Below are 15,729 nucleotides of genomic sequence, written 5' to 3' on the forward strand. Positions count from 1 at the left end.
TACGTATATCTTCGCTGCATTTTTTTAAATAACCAAATCTCAAATAATCAAATAATCAAATGAAATCACATTTCTTTAAGGCGCTGGCGCAAATTAGACAGCACATAGTCCTGTTCTTCCGGGAACCTGGCGGCCAGTTCATGATAGGCGGGCAGGAGGCGTTTGTCAGTAATGCCAGCGAGGGCCTGCAGGGTATTTCTGATAACATCATTCGAGGAATCCTTTAAGCCGGCAATAAAAGCATCCAGGTAATCAGCTTTGTTCGGGAGTTTGCCTAAAGTATAAAAAGAAGTGGATCTGATCTCGGCTTCCGGGTGTTGTGTCATGGGAAGCAGGAGCGGGCCGTAGTCGGTGGCAGTGGCAGATAGCAGGTAGGTGCAGAAGCGGAATGTTTCTGCATCATGGACCTGTGGCAGCTGCCGGCTGATCGTTTCCAGCCAGTCTGCGCTATTATCTTTTGCATACCACCATACATTCTGTACTACCTCCAGCAGATGGGAGTCACTCATAGATAAAAGAAAAGGCCGGGCCTGTGTATAGCTGCATTTCGTTAACAGCTGCAGTAACACAAGACGATGGGCTGTTTCGGCTTGCCGGAAAGCAGTTTCCAGTTCCGGGAAATATGGTGGCGGAATTGTTTTTTTAACGAGTATGCCCCGGAGACACGCCTTTTTTACAACTGGATCGCTGTCCGCATGATACTGTGCCAGCAGGGAATCGATGCTGCCGCCCATGGAATAACCGAACCAGGTGGCGTTATCGCTCACCAGGTCGCCGGAAATTATTTCATCGAGCCAGCGTTCGTACCAGTCGAGGAAATTATTTTCGTAGCAGAACTGAGGCAGATACAGTTCCGGGTTGATATTAATAACACGGCCTGCATGCGGGCCGTTTAAAGCCAGTGCATGCACAATACCGCATCCCTGAGTGCCTATGGGCAGAATACCTGCATAGATAACAGACATCTCCCGGTAATAATCTTCATCAGAAATATCATCCTGCATGACAGTGGTGGTGAGTTGTTTCCATTCCTCTGAACTCATCTCCGGATAAATTTTTATGCCGTCCCGCATAGCATCCTCATCGCTCCCCAGTTCACCCACACCGTCTCCCAGCGGATAGATACCATAATAAGGTCCTGCTGCTGACCGGTTAAAGGATTCGCCACCGTTGCCTATATGTAGCAGAAAGGATTTATAGTCTGCAGGCAGACTGATCTGATGCTTTTGCTCAAACTCCTGTATTTCCTCCGGGGTAAGCGGACTATCAATAACATAATGATGACTGGTTGCACCAAATACCTTACAGTCCGTATCCGCTGCTTTCGCCTGCACTAACTTCTCCTTTATGCGCGCTATCTGCGTATCATAATTCCTCATTTTTTTCCTGAGATTTATTATTTAAGATTTTCCGCCGCCTCCTGATTTTCCTCCTGATGGAGCGGTCGTACGCAAAGTAAGATCATTTGAGATTTTTTTATTTGAGATTTTCTATCTACTCAGGATTTTCCTCCTGACGGACAGTAGTCTGTTAAATGAGATATATTTTATACACCATCTGTCCGTCAGGAGGAAAATCCTGAGTAGATAGAAAATCTCAAATAAAAAAATCTCAAATGAATATTAAATAGAGAGGATAAACCGCCTCAGAGCTTCACCTATTTCAGCGGGAGAGTCTTCCTGGATATAGTGGATGCCGTTTACGTTGACTTCCTGCTGATGGGGCCAGGTGCGGCAGAAATCCAGTGCGCGGCCAACGAGCAGGGCGCCGGGAGTAGCGGTAATCAGGAGTTTGGGGATGTTGCTGGCTGCCAGCCATTCACCGTAAGCCTGAACGATGGCGGCTATTTCAGGAGGATCATTTTCGATGGGCAGCGACCGCGGAAAAAGGAGTGTAGGGAGTCTGTCTGCTTCCTCCCGGAAAGGTGCGCGGTAGGCATCCATCTCTTCAGGGGAGAGAGGGCGGATGATACTTTTGGGCAATACCGTTTCTATGAAGAAGTTATCTTTCATAATCATCTCTTCGCCTTTCGGGGAGCGTAAAGCGCGGAATATGCCATCACGGCCGGCGGGGAAATCGCTCCACAGGCGGGGTTGTACGATCGCCTCCATATAGGCGATAGCTTTGATCTGCTGCGGGAACCGGAAGGCGCGGTAAAACCCGAGTGCGCTGCCCCAGTCATGCAGCACAAGGGTGATGTTTTCTTTCAGGCCGACGGCTTCAAACCAGGTGTCCAGGTAGGCGGCATGGTCCGTGAATTCATATTTCTTTTCCGGCGATTTACCGGAGCGGCCCATCCCTGCGAGGTCCGGAGCCAGGCATCTGCGGTGGCTGCTGAGCCAGGGAATGATATTGCGCCACAGGTAAGAGGAGGTAGGGTTACCGTGAAGAAACACGACCGGGTCGCCATGGCCGGTATCTACATAACTGATTTCGGTATCGATACATGTCACTGTTTTCCGGGGCAGCAGATCCACATGACTGATAACAGCAGATGTTGCGGTAGTTGTTTGCATGTTCATAAATGTTTATGCAGCAAAGCTAACAGGAAGATACCGGTGCGATTATATCCACTTACCGCGAATCAATAAGACCACTTATGCAGTGGCATACTCCAGGCAGGCCGCCAGTTTTTCCGCCGCTGTTTTAAGACGGTAGGCGGTAAATGCCGTGAATCCCAGCAGCAGTGCCGGCGGGTGGTGATGCTGCAGGGTAAATACCTCCACAAAGGTAACCTTGACCCGGTGTTGCCGTAGTGCTTTTTTGAGCCGCTGCACATCAACGGACGGATGCAGCCGGCAGAGGAGATGCATGCCTGCCGGCAGAGAATCGGCCTGCAGCCAGGGATGCAGCCGCTCCTGTATGAGCGCTGCGAGTAGCCGTTGACGTTCGGCATACAACAGCCGAATTTTATGAATATGCCGGACGAAATGTCCCTGCTCCATAAAGTAATGCAGGATGAACTGTTCCAGGGCAGGAGACTGCCTGTCAACGCTCTCTTTCACCTGCCGGAAGGCCTCCGCCATTTCCGGTGTGGGCAGTACGATGTAAGCCAGCCGCAGCGCAGGAAACAATACCTTGCTGAAAGTACCGGAATAGATTACCCTGCCCTGTGTATCCTGGCTTTGCAGGCAGGGAGTGGGAGGGCCTTCATAGCGGTATTCACTGTCGTAATCATCTTCGAGTATCCAGCCGTTATTGTCAGCTGCCCAGTCCAGCAGTTGCCGGCGTTTGGCGGCGGACATACAGCAGCCCAGCGGAAACTGGTGGGTAGGTGTTACATAGGCCAGCCGGGCCGCCGGATAGTGCTGCATGGCATAGTTGATATCCATGCCATCCGCCTGCACGGGAACGGGGCAGATCTTCAGTCCGGCATGACGGAACGCCAGCCGGGCTCCATAGTAGCCGGGATCTTCCATCCACACGTCATCGCCGGGTTGCAGCAGCGTTTGCAGGATAAGGTTCAGCCCCTGCTGTGATCCGGTGACTACCACCACACGGGAAGCGTCGCAATCCACGCCCCTGGCCAGCCGCAGATAGTCCGCAATAGCTTTGCGCAGTGGTCCGTATCCCAGCGTATCTTCATATCCGAGATGAAAATGTTTCAGCGTCTTTAATACCTGCGCGCCCACCCGTTGCCATATACCGTAAGGAAATTTATCGAGGGATGGCAACCCCATCTGAAAAGGTACATCTTCAATGCGGTTACCATTGATGGGATCTGTAACCGTTTCCTGTGGCGGCTCCGCTACTGCCGTTCGCACCTGCAGCAACTGTTCCGGCAATACTGCCGCAATGTAAGTGCCGCTTCCCGTCCTGCTCTCAAAATATCCTTCCATTATCAGCTGCTCAAAGCACTGACTCACAATAATCCTGGAAACTCCCAACTCCTGCGCCAGCGCCCTGCTGGAGGGAACCCTGTCGCCCGGCTGCAGCTGCCCCCTGACCATCTTCTCCCTGAACTGCTGATACAACTGCATATACAATGGCGCCTCTGCTTCCTTACTAAGCTGAATCCCGGCAGGAACAAAACCAGACGTTTCTTTTGACATAACCTCCTTTGTGAGGGGCTAAATTACGAATTGCGAATGAGGATTAATTATGAATTACGAATGATGAATGGCGAGTGATAAGCGAAGATACAGGCGGATAAAGATTTGTATTATTCGCTATGTTCTTCGCTTATCACTCGCCATTCATCATTCGTAATTCGCCATTCCGACTGCTGTATTTCTTCAGTCCCTGCATCTACCTTTATCGGTACAATTCTCTGTTTCATCGGTACACATGGAAAATAACCCGGCAGCCTCCATTAATTTGTATATGTTATCCTGGAGAGCCCCTCAGATCAGCATTCATATTGTATGTTGCATACTCTTTATGATATTTCCGCTGTTGTTTATGCATAACGGCAACGGGTATACTGAGCTGACTGCTCCGGCCAGGCATTATAGTTATTGGTTATTCTGTAGCTGTTATATCAGTCTGTTTTATTTTAACCGTTACCTGCTCATACCATGGTTATTTCTGCCTGGCCGTTACTGGAGTTACGTGATGATGGCAGGAATATTATGCATGGGAATATTTTTGCTGCAGCCATTTGACCGTTTATTACAGCAGAAGTGGGCCACGCCTCCGCCGGGTGTGGCCAAATGGGTGTATGAGCCGCCGGTGATAGATATTACCAGCCTGTTTATTTTTTTTATGATGATGGCATTGGGGATTGCCATCACTGCCACGCGGCGCTGGCAGCAGACAGAGCAAAGGGCCATACGGGCAGAGCGGGAGAAAATCAGGGCGGAGTTGTCTTTTCTGAAGGCGCAGGTTCATCCGCATTTCCTTTTTAATACGCTGAACAATATTTACTCGCTGGCAGTGGCCCGGCATCAGTATACGGCAGAGAGCATACTGAAGTTATCCAATATCATGCGCTATATCACCGATGATGTATGTGCGGATTATGTGCCGCTGCCTCATGAAGAGGCCTGTATCCGCGATTATATAGCTCTGCAGCAGCTAAGGCTGCAGCCGGGGCAGGTAGAGTATAAGGTAACCGGAGATCTGGAAAAGAAAAAAATATCACCACTGGTACTGATGACGTTTGTGGAGAATGTGTTTAAATACGGGGTGAGCAAACATATGCCTGCACCTATTTTTATTCACCTGCATGCCCGCCGGCATTGTATCATGTTTTTCTGCAGCAACCGCATTTATAAGGAACAGCCCCGCACCCACAGTTGCGGCGTAGGTATTGCCAACACCCGCCAACGGCTGGAACTGCTGTATCCGCAGCGGCATATGCTGGAGATCAATACTGATAATAACCTGTATACTGTCAGATTAACATTGCTGATGGATTAACCCATACTGACTTACATCTGTTAACCTTTTACCTTCATCACCTATATGAAGATCAAAGCCATAGCTATCGATGATGAACCCCTGGCGCTGGAGCTGATTAAGAGCTATACTGCCCAGTTTCCCGCTTTGCAGCTGCTGCAGACTTTCGACGATGCGCTTTCCGGTGCGGAGTTCCTGCGCAGCCGGCCGGTGGATCTGTTGTTCATCGATATTAATATGCCGGATATAACCGGTATCGACCTTGTCCGCTCGCTGCCGGAAAAGCCCATGATCATTTTTATGACAGCGCACAAACGCTTTGCCTACGAAGGTTTTGAGCTGGATGCACTGGATTACCTGCTGAAGCCAATCAGCCTGGAACGCTTTGCCAGAACCATGCATAAAACTATCGGGCAGTACCGCCACCTGCATAGTACGGCCGCTGCAAAAGAACCGGAGTCGCTCTTTGTGTATGCGGAATACAAGCTGGTAAGAATCTGGCTGGATGATATAGATTATATCGAAAGCCTGGAAGATTATATCCGTATTCACCTGCATAATGCCCGGCCGGTACTCACGCTGATGCCGCTGAAGAAAATTCTGGAGAAGCTGCCGCAAGACCGCTTTCAGCGTATTCACCGGAGTTATATCGTAGCCGTGCGCAGCATCTGTTCTATCGCCTGGCGTAAGGTACTGCTGTATTCAGGTACAGCGCTGCCCGTGAGCGATACGTATGCAGATGTTATCCGCGGGTGGACCGGCAAATAATATATCGGTACATCTCTCCGCTTTACCGATACTCACTTGATAAAAGGATGCTGATAACTGAACTTTAAGCAAAACAACTTTTTATCTTATGGAAAGGAAAAATTTTCTCAGATCTCTGGCTGTAACAGCCATCTCTGCCCCGGTGCTGCTGGAAGCCTGTAAAAAGGATGCCACCACACCTGGCGCAACTGCTGCGGGTACTGCTGCCGCTGAAGCCGCTTGCGTATTGACCGATCCGGATATGGACGGCCCATACCCATTGTATAACAGCCGTGGTTCCGCTATCAACCGTGTAAATATCACGGATGGCAAACCCGGTGTTCCGCTGAATATCGATATCAAGGTACAGAGCGTAAGCAGAGGTTGTGCGCCTGTTACCAACGCCCGCGTAGACATCTGGCAATGCGATAAGGATGGCTACTATTCCGGTTACGTGAACAATGGCTACCTGGGTGTACAGAATAATGTAGGCCGACTTTTCGGTAGAGGGTTACAATACACAAACAGCGCCGGACAGGTGCATTTCGCTTCTATTTACCCAGGCTGGTATCCCGGTCGTTGTGCGCACCTGCATGTGCAGATCTTCATCGGCACCAGCCTGGTTCTTACTTCGCAGATAGCTTTCCCTGATGCTATCAATGCGGCCGTTTACAGAACACCGCTGTATGCTGCGCATGGTCAGAACCCAACCACCAATTACCTGGATTCCATCATCCGCGACTCCCTCGCTACAGAGCTGGCAACTGTAACCCGTAACACTTCCGGCGGTTATGACCTCACGCATGTTATCAACATCAGGTAACAACCGCTTCAACCAAATTCTTATCAGTCGATCTAATTAATTATTCCTATGATGTATCCGGCACAGATTACATTATCTTTCAAACAGCTCATTAACGCTGCTTCTACAGGAGATTTTGAAACAAAGGTATTTGAAGATTCCTACATTGAATTCCTCATGCAGTCGCAGGTTTATAATCCGGACAGGCAATACCGTACTTTCAGTGAACTGAAAGTGGCCGCGCCTAAATCCAATTCCCTCCATTATAAGGTAGGCTTTGCAGTCGGCCTCCATGTACAGGAGCTGGGAAACCGTATTCCGGGCGTAAAGGATTGCCTGAACCGGATGCCGCTGCCGTTTGAGATATATCAGCTGGAGCTCATCGAATCTGATATTCAGGACCGGCAGCAGCACGAGGTAGCGATCATATATACCACCCCGGCACTCACCCTGCTGGGATTAACCGGCGACCGGCTGCTGCTGGCCGCTCCTGAGCAAACTTCCAATTCCGGTGCGTACGACACTTTTATGCTTTCCCTGCAACCTCAGCTGTCTGTCAGCAGCTACAAGGCACTGCAACATGAGCCTGCGTTAAATGGGGTGGCTCAGTTGCACTAAAGTGAAAGCAGTTAAAGCAGTATGCAGTGATGATTGCTTAGGAGGTAACGGGTTGTAAACCGGATGATTTACAACCCGTTTTTTTTATGTTCTTGCTGTCAGTGCCAGTACTTCCTGTAAGGCAGCATGTTTCTTCGCTCTGGCAGCCAGTTTTTCTTTCCCGCCCCAGATAAAGTAAGCGACATGTTCCGCTTCATATCCCTGCAGCGGCTGCAGGCATTGCACCAGCAACGGCAGCAGCTCCGCCGATTCCATTCCGCCCAGTTCCTTCATCGGTTTATGATCCTGGCAGGCCAGCAGGCATTTCACCAATACCGGAACAGTACCGGCATGTACGCCGTATTGCACGGCCAGCTGCCGCGTGAATACATTTTGTACGGACTGATGCTCCGTATCTACCCGCTGCATATAATCGCTTACCAGCGGGAAATAGCGGTCACCGGCCAATCCCAGCCCGAATACCGCATAGGTTCCCGGCATGGCGCATAACTCCGCTTCTGCATCATTATACCACTCATACTCCCGCTGTATAACAGTCGCCGCATATGTTTCCAGTACCGGAAAAAGTTCCGGATACTGCAGGGCATTGGCAAAAAAACGGTGGGTGGCGGTTTTTCCAAGACCCTTGAGCGGAAGGAATTGTTTTACGGATGATTTCAACCTGATTTCATAACTATACGGGAACTCCTGCTGCAGCATGCGCAGTATGAATTGCAGCGCGTTCCCATAGGCGGTGGCGCCTTCTTTTTTTATCTGTATGCTGATGGTGGCAAAAACATCGTTGGCGGAACAGGCTACCTGTTCATCGGCATAAACGGCATCCGCAGCACCGCTGCCGGTTTTCAGCAGCTGTCCGGCGCGGGCGCTGCCCAGCTCTCCGGCTCTTTCCACAAAACCCGTTCCCGTTGCCCTGGCATAGTTTGGCTCATATTTAATAATCATGACGGCTGCATATAACAGCAGCTCCAGCTGCTGCGGATCTGCTGCCGGTCCGCCGGGCCTGCGCGTATAAATGGCAGGCTGGTAAGCATTCTGCTCCACATCATAGAATTGTGGCAGAAAATCTTCTTCCGCCCAATGACGCAGCGCAGTTATGATGTAGTAACGATGTTGCCGCTGCTGCTCTTTATGCTGTTTATTCAGCTGCAGTATTTTTTCAAAGACAGCGATGATCTCCGGTATATCCGGCGAAGGAAAAAGCCGGTTGTCCAGCAGGTGCCGGGACAGGAAGAAGGTCTGCAGATCTTTGGTAGGGTATTGCCCGCCGGTAATTTTCTGCTGCAGGTATATGGTAATATTCTCCAGCAGCCTGGTTTTTTTCTGTTGGCTGATATACGTCAGCGGCACCATGTTGATTTTACCGGCAGGAGTGAGGAAGCCGCCTGCTATGGTAAAGTGATAATCGATAATAGGCGCGTCGTCATATGTTGCCAATATCTGTTGTAATGCTTCATCCAGCAAGGGCTGCAGCGCTGTTATGTCTTCTGTTGTCTGCGGATAATCAGGGATGGCGGCGCCTTCGTATCTCAAACTTACTTCTTTGTTGTCCGTATCGGTGTACAGCAATATCTCCCCCTGTTTATATGAAAAACGGACATAATCGTGTATACCTGCCTGCAGGGTAGTACGTTTTACTATATCTGCCGCATGCTTACGCTGGTCAAGTCTTTCCAGTAATTGCGCGATGGCCTGTTTAATATCTGCTATAACAGTCTGTTGGCGGCTATCCATGAACAATCTTTTAATGGGTTATACAATGCCGGCAAAATAAATCAAAAAAAAGGAAACGGATGAGTTTATTGTTTCGTATAACCGTTTACGTTATACTTCCAACATTCTTTTCAGTTTTTTGTTAAAGAGATGTACCACCAAATATATTGTATGAGTAACAACGATAACAATCCGGAAAAATGGCCGGAGCTGCATTTCAGCGAATGGAAGGATACATTGGCTACCGTTCACCTGTGGACGCAGATAGTAGGAAAGATACGGCTGCGGACAATGCCCTGGCTGAATCATTCCTGGCATGTAACCCTGTATGTGCATCCGTATGGGCTAGGAACAGGAAGCATGCCTTACCGGCACGGTATCTTTGAAATAAATTTTGATTTTATTCATCATCATCTGGACATCATAACGAGTACCGGAAAGTCTGAAAGGATGTCCCTGAAAGCGTTTCCTGTGGCTGATTTCTACCGCGATCTGTTCCGGAAGCTGGCAGCGCTGGATATAGATGTAACCATTCACACCACGCCCAGCGAGCTGGAAAATGCGATTCCTTTTGAGATAGACAAGGTGCATGCTTCCTACGATAAGGAGCAGATGCAACGTTTCTGGCAGGCGCTGGTGAAAATACATACGGTGTTTACCCGTTTCCGCGCGGGGTATACGGGCAAGGTCAGCCCGGTACATTTTTTCTGGGGTGCATTTGACCTGGCAGTCACCCGCTTCTCAGGCAGGGATGCGCCGGTACATCAGGGGGCTGCACCCAATATGCCGGCCCGCGTTATGCAGGAGGCATATTCCAAAGAAGTAAGCTCCTGCGGCTTCTGGCCAGGCAGTGAACAATATCCGCATGCAGCATTTTATGCGTATTGTTACCCGTCTGTGCCGGGGTTTGCGGAACAGCCGGTAAAACCTGCGGATGCTTTTTTCAGTCAGGAGCTGGGAGAATTTCTGTTGAATTATGAAGTGGTGCAGCAATCGGAAGATCCGGAGCAAGCCCTGCTGGATTTCCTGCAATCTACCTATGTGGCGGCCGCCACCACCGGGCATTGGGACCGCAAGGCGCTGGAGTGTGATCTGTCTTCCTTTGAAACAGCCTACGGCTGCTTCAGGTAGCATGGGTATAGTCTATAATGGTTTCCAGGGCATGCTTATCTTCCAGGGTACCCCAGGTGAGGTGCCTGTCTGCTGTTAACCGGGCCTGGCAAAACTGTTGCGCAATGGCAGGCGGCGCGGTACGGATCAGTTCTGCAGCCTGGATGGCGAGTGCCGCCTTTTCCACAACGATGCGGGCTTTGAACTCCAGCATATCCTTATCATCCAGCAGGGAGGCCAGTTGCTGCAGTTGCTTGTCCAGCGCAGGGTCCAGCCCGCGGGCCTGATTAAAATACTGCAGCAGTGCTTCCATGCTTTCCGGATCTTTCTGCATGGCGCGCAGCACATCCAGGGCCTGTATATTGCCGGAGCCTTCCCAGATGGCATTTACGGGCACATCGCGGTACAGGCGGGGCATAACAGATGTTTCCACATAGCCGTTGCCGCCAATACATTCCAGGGCTTCGCCCAGCACCAGTACGGCTCTTTTGGTATTCCAGAATTTCCCGATGGCGGTAGCGATCCGGGTAAAATGCATTTCAGCGGGATCATGCAGTGCGCTGTCGAAACCTTTCGCCAGCCGCATCGCGAAGGTGGTGGCGGCAATGGATTCGAGACTCAGGTCCGCCAGCACATTCTGCATCAGGGGGTGCGCTGCCAGCCGCTTCCCGAAAGTATTCCGGTGCCGGCAATGATGAATGGCTTCCGCTACGGCGCGCTGCATCGTGGCTGCTGAGCCGGTGGCACAGTCCAGCCGCGTATGCCGTACCATTTCCATAATGGCGGGCACGCCGCGGCCTTCTTCGCCAATCAGCTGCGCCCATGCTTCATGGAATTCAACTTCTCCCGAAGCGTTGGACTTATTGCCCAGCTTATCTTTCAACCGCTGAAAGTACAGCCTGTTTTTAGTGCCGTCCGGCAGGAAGCGGGGAACCAGGAAGCAGCTCAGCCCTTTACCTGTCTGCGCCAGTACCAGGAAGGCATCGCTCATCGGCGCACTGCAGAACCATTTCCTGCCGGTGATATGGTATACATCACCACCCGCGGGAATGGCAAAGGTGATATTGGCCCGCACATCGCTGCCTCCCTGCGGTTCTGTCATGGCCATACCGAAAGTGACGCCTTTCTTTTCATACCAGGGAATATGCCGGGGATCGTATTCCCTGGAAAGTACCAGTGGCAGCCATTCCTGTGCTATGCCCGCCGCTATCCGCAGGGAGGGCACTACGGCAAAAGTCATCGTCAGCGGACAACTGCTGCCTTCGTCAATCTGCTGCTTGAGATAGGAAAGCACACTATGCGCCACATAGGCGCCATCTCTCCCTGCCGTCCACGACACCGCATGTACTCCCTGCCGTATCGCGGCATCCATCATCTGATGATATGCGGGATGATAGTTCACTACATCCAGCCGGTTACCAAACCGGTCATGCGTCTGTAATACCGGTATCTCTCTGTTGGCTATCGTGCCCGCTTCCTGCATCTCCCTGCTCCCCATCAACCTGCCAAAGGCAGTTGCCTCTTCTTCCATCCACCCGCCGCCATAAGCCTGCACCGCCTGCCTCAGCGCGGCATGAGACGTATAGGTATTATAATTTTCCAGGACCGGAACCTGGTTGAGCGAAACGGAGAAGTTGAATGGATGAGACATATGGAGCAGGAATTACGAATTACAAATTACGAATTACGAATGTAGAAGCCATACTTATCAGGCAGGAATCTGGAATTAATTATGAATTACGAATGATGAATGGCGAGTGATACCCGAAGATATAAGCGAAGATCATCTTCGCTTCTCACTCGCCATTCATCATTCGTAATTCATAATTAATTCCAGATTCCTGCCTGATAAGTATGGCTTCTACATTCGTAATTCGTAATTCGTAATTTGTAATTCGTAATTCCCGCTCATTTGTGTTTGACCAGCAACAGACACACATCCGTTTCCCGTTGTACCATTTCATTTGCTACGCTGCCCATAAACAGGTTGGTCAGCGAGGAGGCGCCTTTTACGCCCATCAGAATGATATGGATGTTGTTGTGGCGGGCGTAGCTGAGAAGTGTGGAGGCAATGTTTTTTTCATGTGCATGGATAATGTGCAGGGGGGATTGTGCGGCGTAAAGGGTGCGCCATTTTTTTGACTTTTCGGCTTCATCTTTTTTCAGGGAGGCTTCCAGCTCATGGTCTGAGAGGATAGGGAAGAAGTGATAGCTCATTTTAGACACGTATACAGGGGTAAAGGTGATGTCTTCACTGCCGGGTTTGCTGCGGGCGATAAATTGCTGCCACTGTACGATGGCGGGCGTATAACGTGAAAAATCAATGGCCATGGCTATCCGGTGGGGGAAGCCGCGGAAGGTCTCCGGTACCAGCAGTACGGCCGCAGGGAGCATCCGGATGAGCTTCTGACCTAGTCCGCCGCTGCCTTCCAGCTGTTGCTTGTTACCTAACAGCACGAGGTCGGTCTTTTGCTGCTGACAGGCCTGGGTGAAGGCGATCTCAGAAAATGGCTCAAAGGTGACGCGGACATCAAATGAAGCCCGGGGCGTATAGATGGCGCGGATGGTTTCCGAGATTTTTTTACGGATACGTTGCGCGATGGTGGTCAGCATGGAGGACGACCGCATTTCTTCAGGCAGTTCGTTTATTTTGATGTTATGCAGGAAGATAAACTGATGTACCGGCAGCCATTGTTCCAGTACTTCAAGATAGCGGACCAGCGCAGGGTCCATATCGGATAAGTCAAATCCTGCCAGTACTTTTATATCGTTATTAACGGTCATGGGTATACGCTTTTAGTCGTTGGAGTTATTTTGTTCCTGGATAATATCCGAGATAATATTCCGGTAGCTCTTTTCCTGCTTCTGTCGCAGCTTTTTATGCATGCCTGTCAGCTCTTCCTGCAATCCTTTCTGCAAACTGTAACACATGAGCAGGATGATGACGGCAAAGGGTAGTCCGGCGATGATGACGGCCGTTTGCAGTGCCTGCAGACCGCCGCCCCAGAGCAGTACAATGGCGATGATACCCTGTACAAACGCCCACAGGATACGTTGCAGAACGGGTGTATGAGGGGAGCCGCCGGAGGTGATGTTGTCTACCACCAGCGAGCCGGAATCGGAAGAGGTGATAAAGAAAAAAGATACCAGCAGCACTGCCAGCAGGGAGAGTACCTGCGTAAGCGGAAACTGCCGCAGGAAAACAAACAGGGCAGTGGAGATATTCTCTTTTACGGCAGCTATCATGGTATCGTCGCCATGCAGGATGAAAGACAGCGCTGTGCTGCCGAAGATGGTCATCCATAGCAGGGTGAGCAGCGCCGGCACTATCAGCACCCCCAGTATAAATTCCCTGACGGTGCGTCCTTTGGAAATGCGGGCAATAAAGCTGCCCACAAAGGGCGACCAGGCTATCCACCAGGCCCAGTAGAAGACCGTCCAGCTGTTTTGCCAGCCGGACTGCCGGTAGCTGTCGTTCCAGGTGCTGATCTGGATGAAATCCGCCAGGTAGGTGCCTATATTCTGTATGTAACTTTTAAGCAGGTAAATGGTAGGCCCCAGCAGAAATATCAGCAGCATCAGTGTCAGTGCCATAACCATATTGGCGTTGCTCAGGATTTTTACACCCTTGTCCAGCCCGGAGAAGACGGACAGCGTGGCAATACAGGTTACCACGATAATCAGGATGGACTGTAAACCTACTGATACCGGCCATCCGAAGAGAAAATTCATGCCGGCATTCATCTGTTGTACCCCCAGCCCCAGCGAGGTAGATAACCCGAACAGTGTTGCCAGCACAGATAATATATCGATGCTGTGGCCCCACCAGCCATGAATGCGCTCTCCGAGAAAAGGATAGAAGAGTGAACGGAAAGTAAGCGGCAGCTTTTTGTTGAAGGAGAAGAAGGCGAGCGACAGCCCCACCAGGGCGTATATTCCCCAGGCATGCAGTCCCCAGTGCAGGAAAGTAAAATCCATCGCCTGCCGGGCGGCTTCTATCGGTGTGGCAACAGGGCGTGGCGGCTTCGCAAAATGAGAAACGGGCTCGGCTACACTGAAAAACATAATGCCTATACCCATACCGGCACTGAATAACATGGCAAACCAGGAGCCTTTGCTGAACTCAGGTTCCGCATGTTCGCCCCCCAGGCGGATACGCCCGTATTTTCCAAAGGCCAGCGCGAGGCAGAAGATCAGAACAAAGTTGACCGTCAGAATAAAAAACCAGCCCATGTTTTCCGTTACCAGGTACTGGGTGCGCGCAAACCATTCATCCACGGATTGCCGGAACAATAAACAGAGTAACAGGCTAAACAATACCAGCAGACCGGAAACATAAAACACCGGTTTATTAATGACGAAAGCAGTTCGTTTGGGCATACCATCCAGGATTTTGTCAATAGAATAATACCTGCGGGCCACAAATTGTTGTATGCCGGCATAATTAAAAAAAATAACAGAACGCCGGGAAGAAGTAACAAATGTTACCAAATCAGGGAAGACGCGGTATTATTGAGGGAAGAACGTATATTTGATACAGGAACTGCCAACAGGAAACCGACGTTAGTTTATGAGCATTATTTTGTCTCCTGGTAATTATTTTGGAAACGAACAACAGTTTAATGAGGATGATTCGTTTAAACTGAATATTACCATATATCAGCCAGAAACCCATATTCATGAACATTATCACGAAAATGCCTATCTCAGTCTGCTTATCAACGGAAGCTATGAAGAAGTAAGCAAAGGAAGGGATACCGAGATCGCGCCGGGAGAAATATTATTCCGCCCGGCGGGGTACAGCCATGCCAACAACTTTCACCACACCGGCGGCAAATGCCTGAACATAGAATTTAAGGAAGAATGGCTGCGGCGTGCGGAAGTATTCCGAATATTGCCTGATAAGGCAGCTGTCTACAAGGCAGGTACCTTTGATTACCTGTACCGCTTACTGTACGCCTTTTCAAATAATAATATTGTCAATTCAGAAGAATACATGCTGCTATGGCTGTCTGAATTCAATACAGAAAAAATTCCGGAGCGGCTGCCCTGGCTGCCGCAGGTGAAAGCTATCCTGGAGAATGAATTCGAGGTGCACCATACCATCAAATCTATTGCGGCCAGGGTATTTGTACACCCGGTATATCTGGCCCGCGCCTTTAAGGAAAGGGAAGGGATTACTATCGGCGACTACCAGCTGAAGATGCGGTTGAGAAAAGCGGCGGCCCTGTTGTTTACTACTACACTTCCTGTTACTGACATTGCATTTACGGCCGGGTTCTCTGATGCGCCGCACCTGGTGCGTGCTTTCCGGGCCAATTACCATACCACCCCTCATAAATTCCGCTCGCTGCTGAAAAGTTAATCTGATGCAATTTTAATTTTTGCTGCTGCTGTTTCTT

The 15,729-nt window shown here is 50.3% G+C and carries 13 protein-coding genes; 6 read left to right on the plus strand and 7 right to left on the minus strand.

The features are described 5' to 3' along the window. Window positions 1–65: 65 nt before the first annotated feature. From GWG06_RS01035 to pdxR, 3 genes are all read right to left on the minus strand, one after another. A complete protein-coding gene (locus GWG06_RS01035; protein ID WP_160710868.1) occupies window positions 66–1,379 on the minus strand; it encodes an SMI1/KNR4 family protein in 1,314 nt (437 codons plus the stop codon). Window positions 1,380–1,622: 243 nt separating this feature from the next. Beyond that, window positions 1,623–2,516, minus strand: a complete 894-nt coding sequence (locus tag GWG06_RS01040; RefSeq protein ID WP_127042182.1) for a haloalkane dehalogenase — start codon at window positions 2,514–2,516, stop codon at window positions 1,623–1,625. Between the two features lie 81 nt (window positions 2,517–2,597). Next, complete coding sequence (gene pdxR / locus GWG06_RS01045) at window positions 2,598–4,052, minus strand: MocR-like pyridoxine biosynthesis transcription factor PdxR (protein ID WP_160710869.1); 1,455 nt, start codon at window positions 4,050–4,052, stop codon at window positions 2,598–2,600. A gap of 271 nt (window positions 4,053–4,323) precedes the next feature. Here pdxR and GWG06_RS01050 point away from each other — a divergent pair, with 271 nt between their 5' ends. From GWG06_RS01050 to GWG06_RS01065, 4 genes are all read left to right on the plus strand, one after another. Continuing rightward, a complete protein-coding gene (locus tag GWG06_RS01050; RefSeq protein ID WP_235938073.1) occupies window positions 4,324–5,361 on the plus strand; it encodes a sensor histidine kinase in 1,038 nt (345 codons plus the stop codon). 45 nt (window positions 5,362–5,406) lie between these two features. Beyond that, window positions 5,407–6,108, plus strand: coding sequence for a LytR/AlgR family response regulator transcription factor (locus GWG06_RS01055; RefSeq protein ID WP_160710871.1), 702 nt, complete (start codon window positions 5,407–5,409; stop codon window positions 6,106–6,108). An 88-nt stretch (window positions 6,109–6,196) separates the two neighbouring features. Next, window positions 6,197–6,910 carry a dioxygenase family protein gene (locus GWG06_RS01060; RefSeq protein ID WP_160710872.1) on the plus strand — a complete coding sequence of 238 codons (714 nt, stop codon included), beginning with the start codon at window positions 6,197–6,199 and terminating at the stop codon, window positions 6,908–6,910. 48 nt (window positions 6,911–6,958) lie between these two features. Continuing rightward, window positions 6,959–7,507: a hypothetical protein gene (locus GWG06_RS01065; protein ID WP_127042192.1), complete on the plus strand. Its 549-nt coding sequence runs from the start codon at window positions 6,959–6,961 to the stop codon at window positions 7,505–7,507. 84 nt (window positions 7,508–7,591) lie between these two features. Here GWG06_RS01065 and GWG06_RS01070 read toward each other — a convergent pair whose 3' ends face one another. Next, complete coding sequence (locus GWG06_RS01070; RefSeq protein WP_160710873.1) at window positions 7,592–9,238, minus strand: DUF6138 family protein; 1,647 nt, start codon at window positions 9,236–9,238, stop codon at window positions 7,592–7,594. Between the two features lie 150 nt (window positions 9,239–9,388). On the opposite strand from GWG06_RS01070, the gene GWG06_RS01075 reads away from it, so the two are divergent. Beyond that, window positions 9,389–10,348 carry a DUF5996 family protein gene (locus GWG06_RS01075; protein WP_160710874.1) on the plus strand — a complete coding sequence of 320 codons (960 nt, stop codon included), beginning with the start codon at window positions 9,389–9,391 and terminating at the stop codon, window positions 10,346–10,348. Here the strand turns inward: GWG06_RS01075 and GWG06_RS01080 are convergent. The 3 genes from GWG06_RS01080 to GWG06_RS01090 all read right to left on the minus strand — a co-directional run bounded on the left by GWG06_RS01080 (window position 10,341) and on the right by GWG06_RS01090 (window position 14,707). After that, window positions 10,341–11,978 (minus strand): acyl-CoA dehydrogenase family protein, encoded by a 1,638-nt coding sequence (locus GWG06_RS01080; protein WP_160710875.1) that lies wholly within the window; start codon window positions 11,976–11,978, stop codon window positions 10,341–10,343. The two genes, GWG06_RS01075 and GWG06_RS01080, sit on opposite strands and share 8 nt — an antisense overlap. A gap of 257 nt (window positions 11,979–12,235) precedes the next feature. Beyond that, complete coding sequence (locus GWG06_RS01085) at window positions 12,236–13,111, minus strand: universal stress protein (RefSeq protein WP_160710876.1); 876 nt, start codon at window positions 13,109–13,111, stop codon at window positions 12,236–12,238. A gap of 12 nt (window positions 13,112–13,123) precedes the next feature. Beyond that, a complete protein-coding gene (locus tag GWG06_RS01090; protein WP_127042202.1) occupies window positions 13,124–14,707 on the minus strand; it encodes a BCCT family transporter in 1,584 nt (527 codons plus the stop codon). Window positions 14,708–14,897: 190 nt separating this feature from the next. Between GWG06_RS01090 and GWG06_RS01095 the strand changes: the two genes are divergently transcribed. Continuing rightward, the gene (locus tag GWG06_RS01095; RefSeq protein WP_127042204.1) at window positions 14,898–15,692 is read left to right on the plus strand and encodes a helix-turn-helix transcriptional regulator; all 795 of its coding nucleotides are present in this window, start codon (window positions 14,898–14,900) and stop codon (window positions 15,690–15,692) included. Window positions 15,693–15,729 lie beyond the last annotated feature (37 nt).

It is taken from the genome of Chitinophaga solisilvae, from assembly GCF_009928525.1.
Classification (GTDB): Bacteria; Bacteroidota; Bacteroidia; order Chitinophagales; family Chitinophagaceae; genus Chitinophaga; species Chitinophaga solisilvae.

What these genes read in the sequence shown, in the direction of transcription:
- GWG06_RS01035 (WP_160710868.1), bottom strand. Translation starts at nt 1,379, where the DNA reads ATGAGGAATTATGATACGCAGATAGCGCGCATAAAGGAGAAGTTAGTG.
- GWG06_RS01040 (WP_127042182.1), bottom strand. Translation starts at nt 2,516, where the DNA reads ATGCAAACAACTACCGCAACATCTGCTGTTATCAGTCATGTGGATCTG.
- pdxR (WP_160710869.1), bottom strand. Translation starts at nt 4,052, where the DNA reads ATGTCAAAAGAAACGTCTGGTTTTGTTCCTGCCGGGATTCAGCTTAGT.
- GWG06_RS01050 (WP_235938073.1), top strand. Translation starts at nt 4,324, where the DNA reads ATGTTATCCTGGAGAGCCCCTCAGATCAGCATTCATATTGTATGTTGC.
- GWG06_RS01055 (WP_160710871.1), top strand. Translation starts at nt 5,407, where the DNA reads ATGAAGATCAAAGCCATAGCTATCGATGATGAACCCCTGGCGCTGGAG.
- GWG06_RS01060 (WP_160710872.1), top strand. Translation starts at nt 6,197, where the DNA reads ATGGAAAGGAAAAATTTTCTCAGATCTCTGGCTGTAACAGCCATCTCT.
- GWG06_RS01065 (WP_127042192.1), top strand. Translation starts at nt 6,959, where the DNA reads ATGATGTATCCGGCACAGATTACATTATCTTTCAAACAGCTCATTAAC.
- GWG06_RS01070 (WP_160710873.1), bottom strand. Translation starts at nt 9,238, where the DNA reads ATGGATAGCCGCCAACAGACTGTTATAGCAGATATTAAACAGGCCATC.
- GWG06_RS01075 (WP_160710874.1), top strand. Translation starts at nt 9,389, where the DNA reads ATGAGTAACAACGATAACAATCCGGAAAAATGGCCGGAGCTGCATTTC.
- GWG06_RS01080 (WP_160710875.1), bottom strand. Translation starts at nt 11,978, where the DNA reads ATGTCTCATCCATTCAACTTCTCCGTTTCGCTCAACCAGGTTCCGGTC.
- GWG06_RS01085 (WP_160710876.1), bottom strand. Translation starts at nt 13,111, where the DNA reads ATGACCGTTAATAACGATATAAAAGTACTGGCAGGATTTGACTTATCC.
- GWG06_RS01090 (WP_127042202.1), bottom strand. Translation starts at nt 14,707, where the DNA reads ATGCCCAAACGAACTGCTTTCGTCATTAATAAACCGGTGTTTTATGTT.
- GWG06_RS01095 (WP_127042204.1), top strand. Translation starts at nt 14,898, where the DNA reads ATGAGCATTATTTTGTCTCCTGGTAATTATTTTGGAAACGAACAACAG.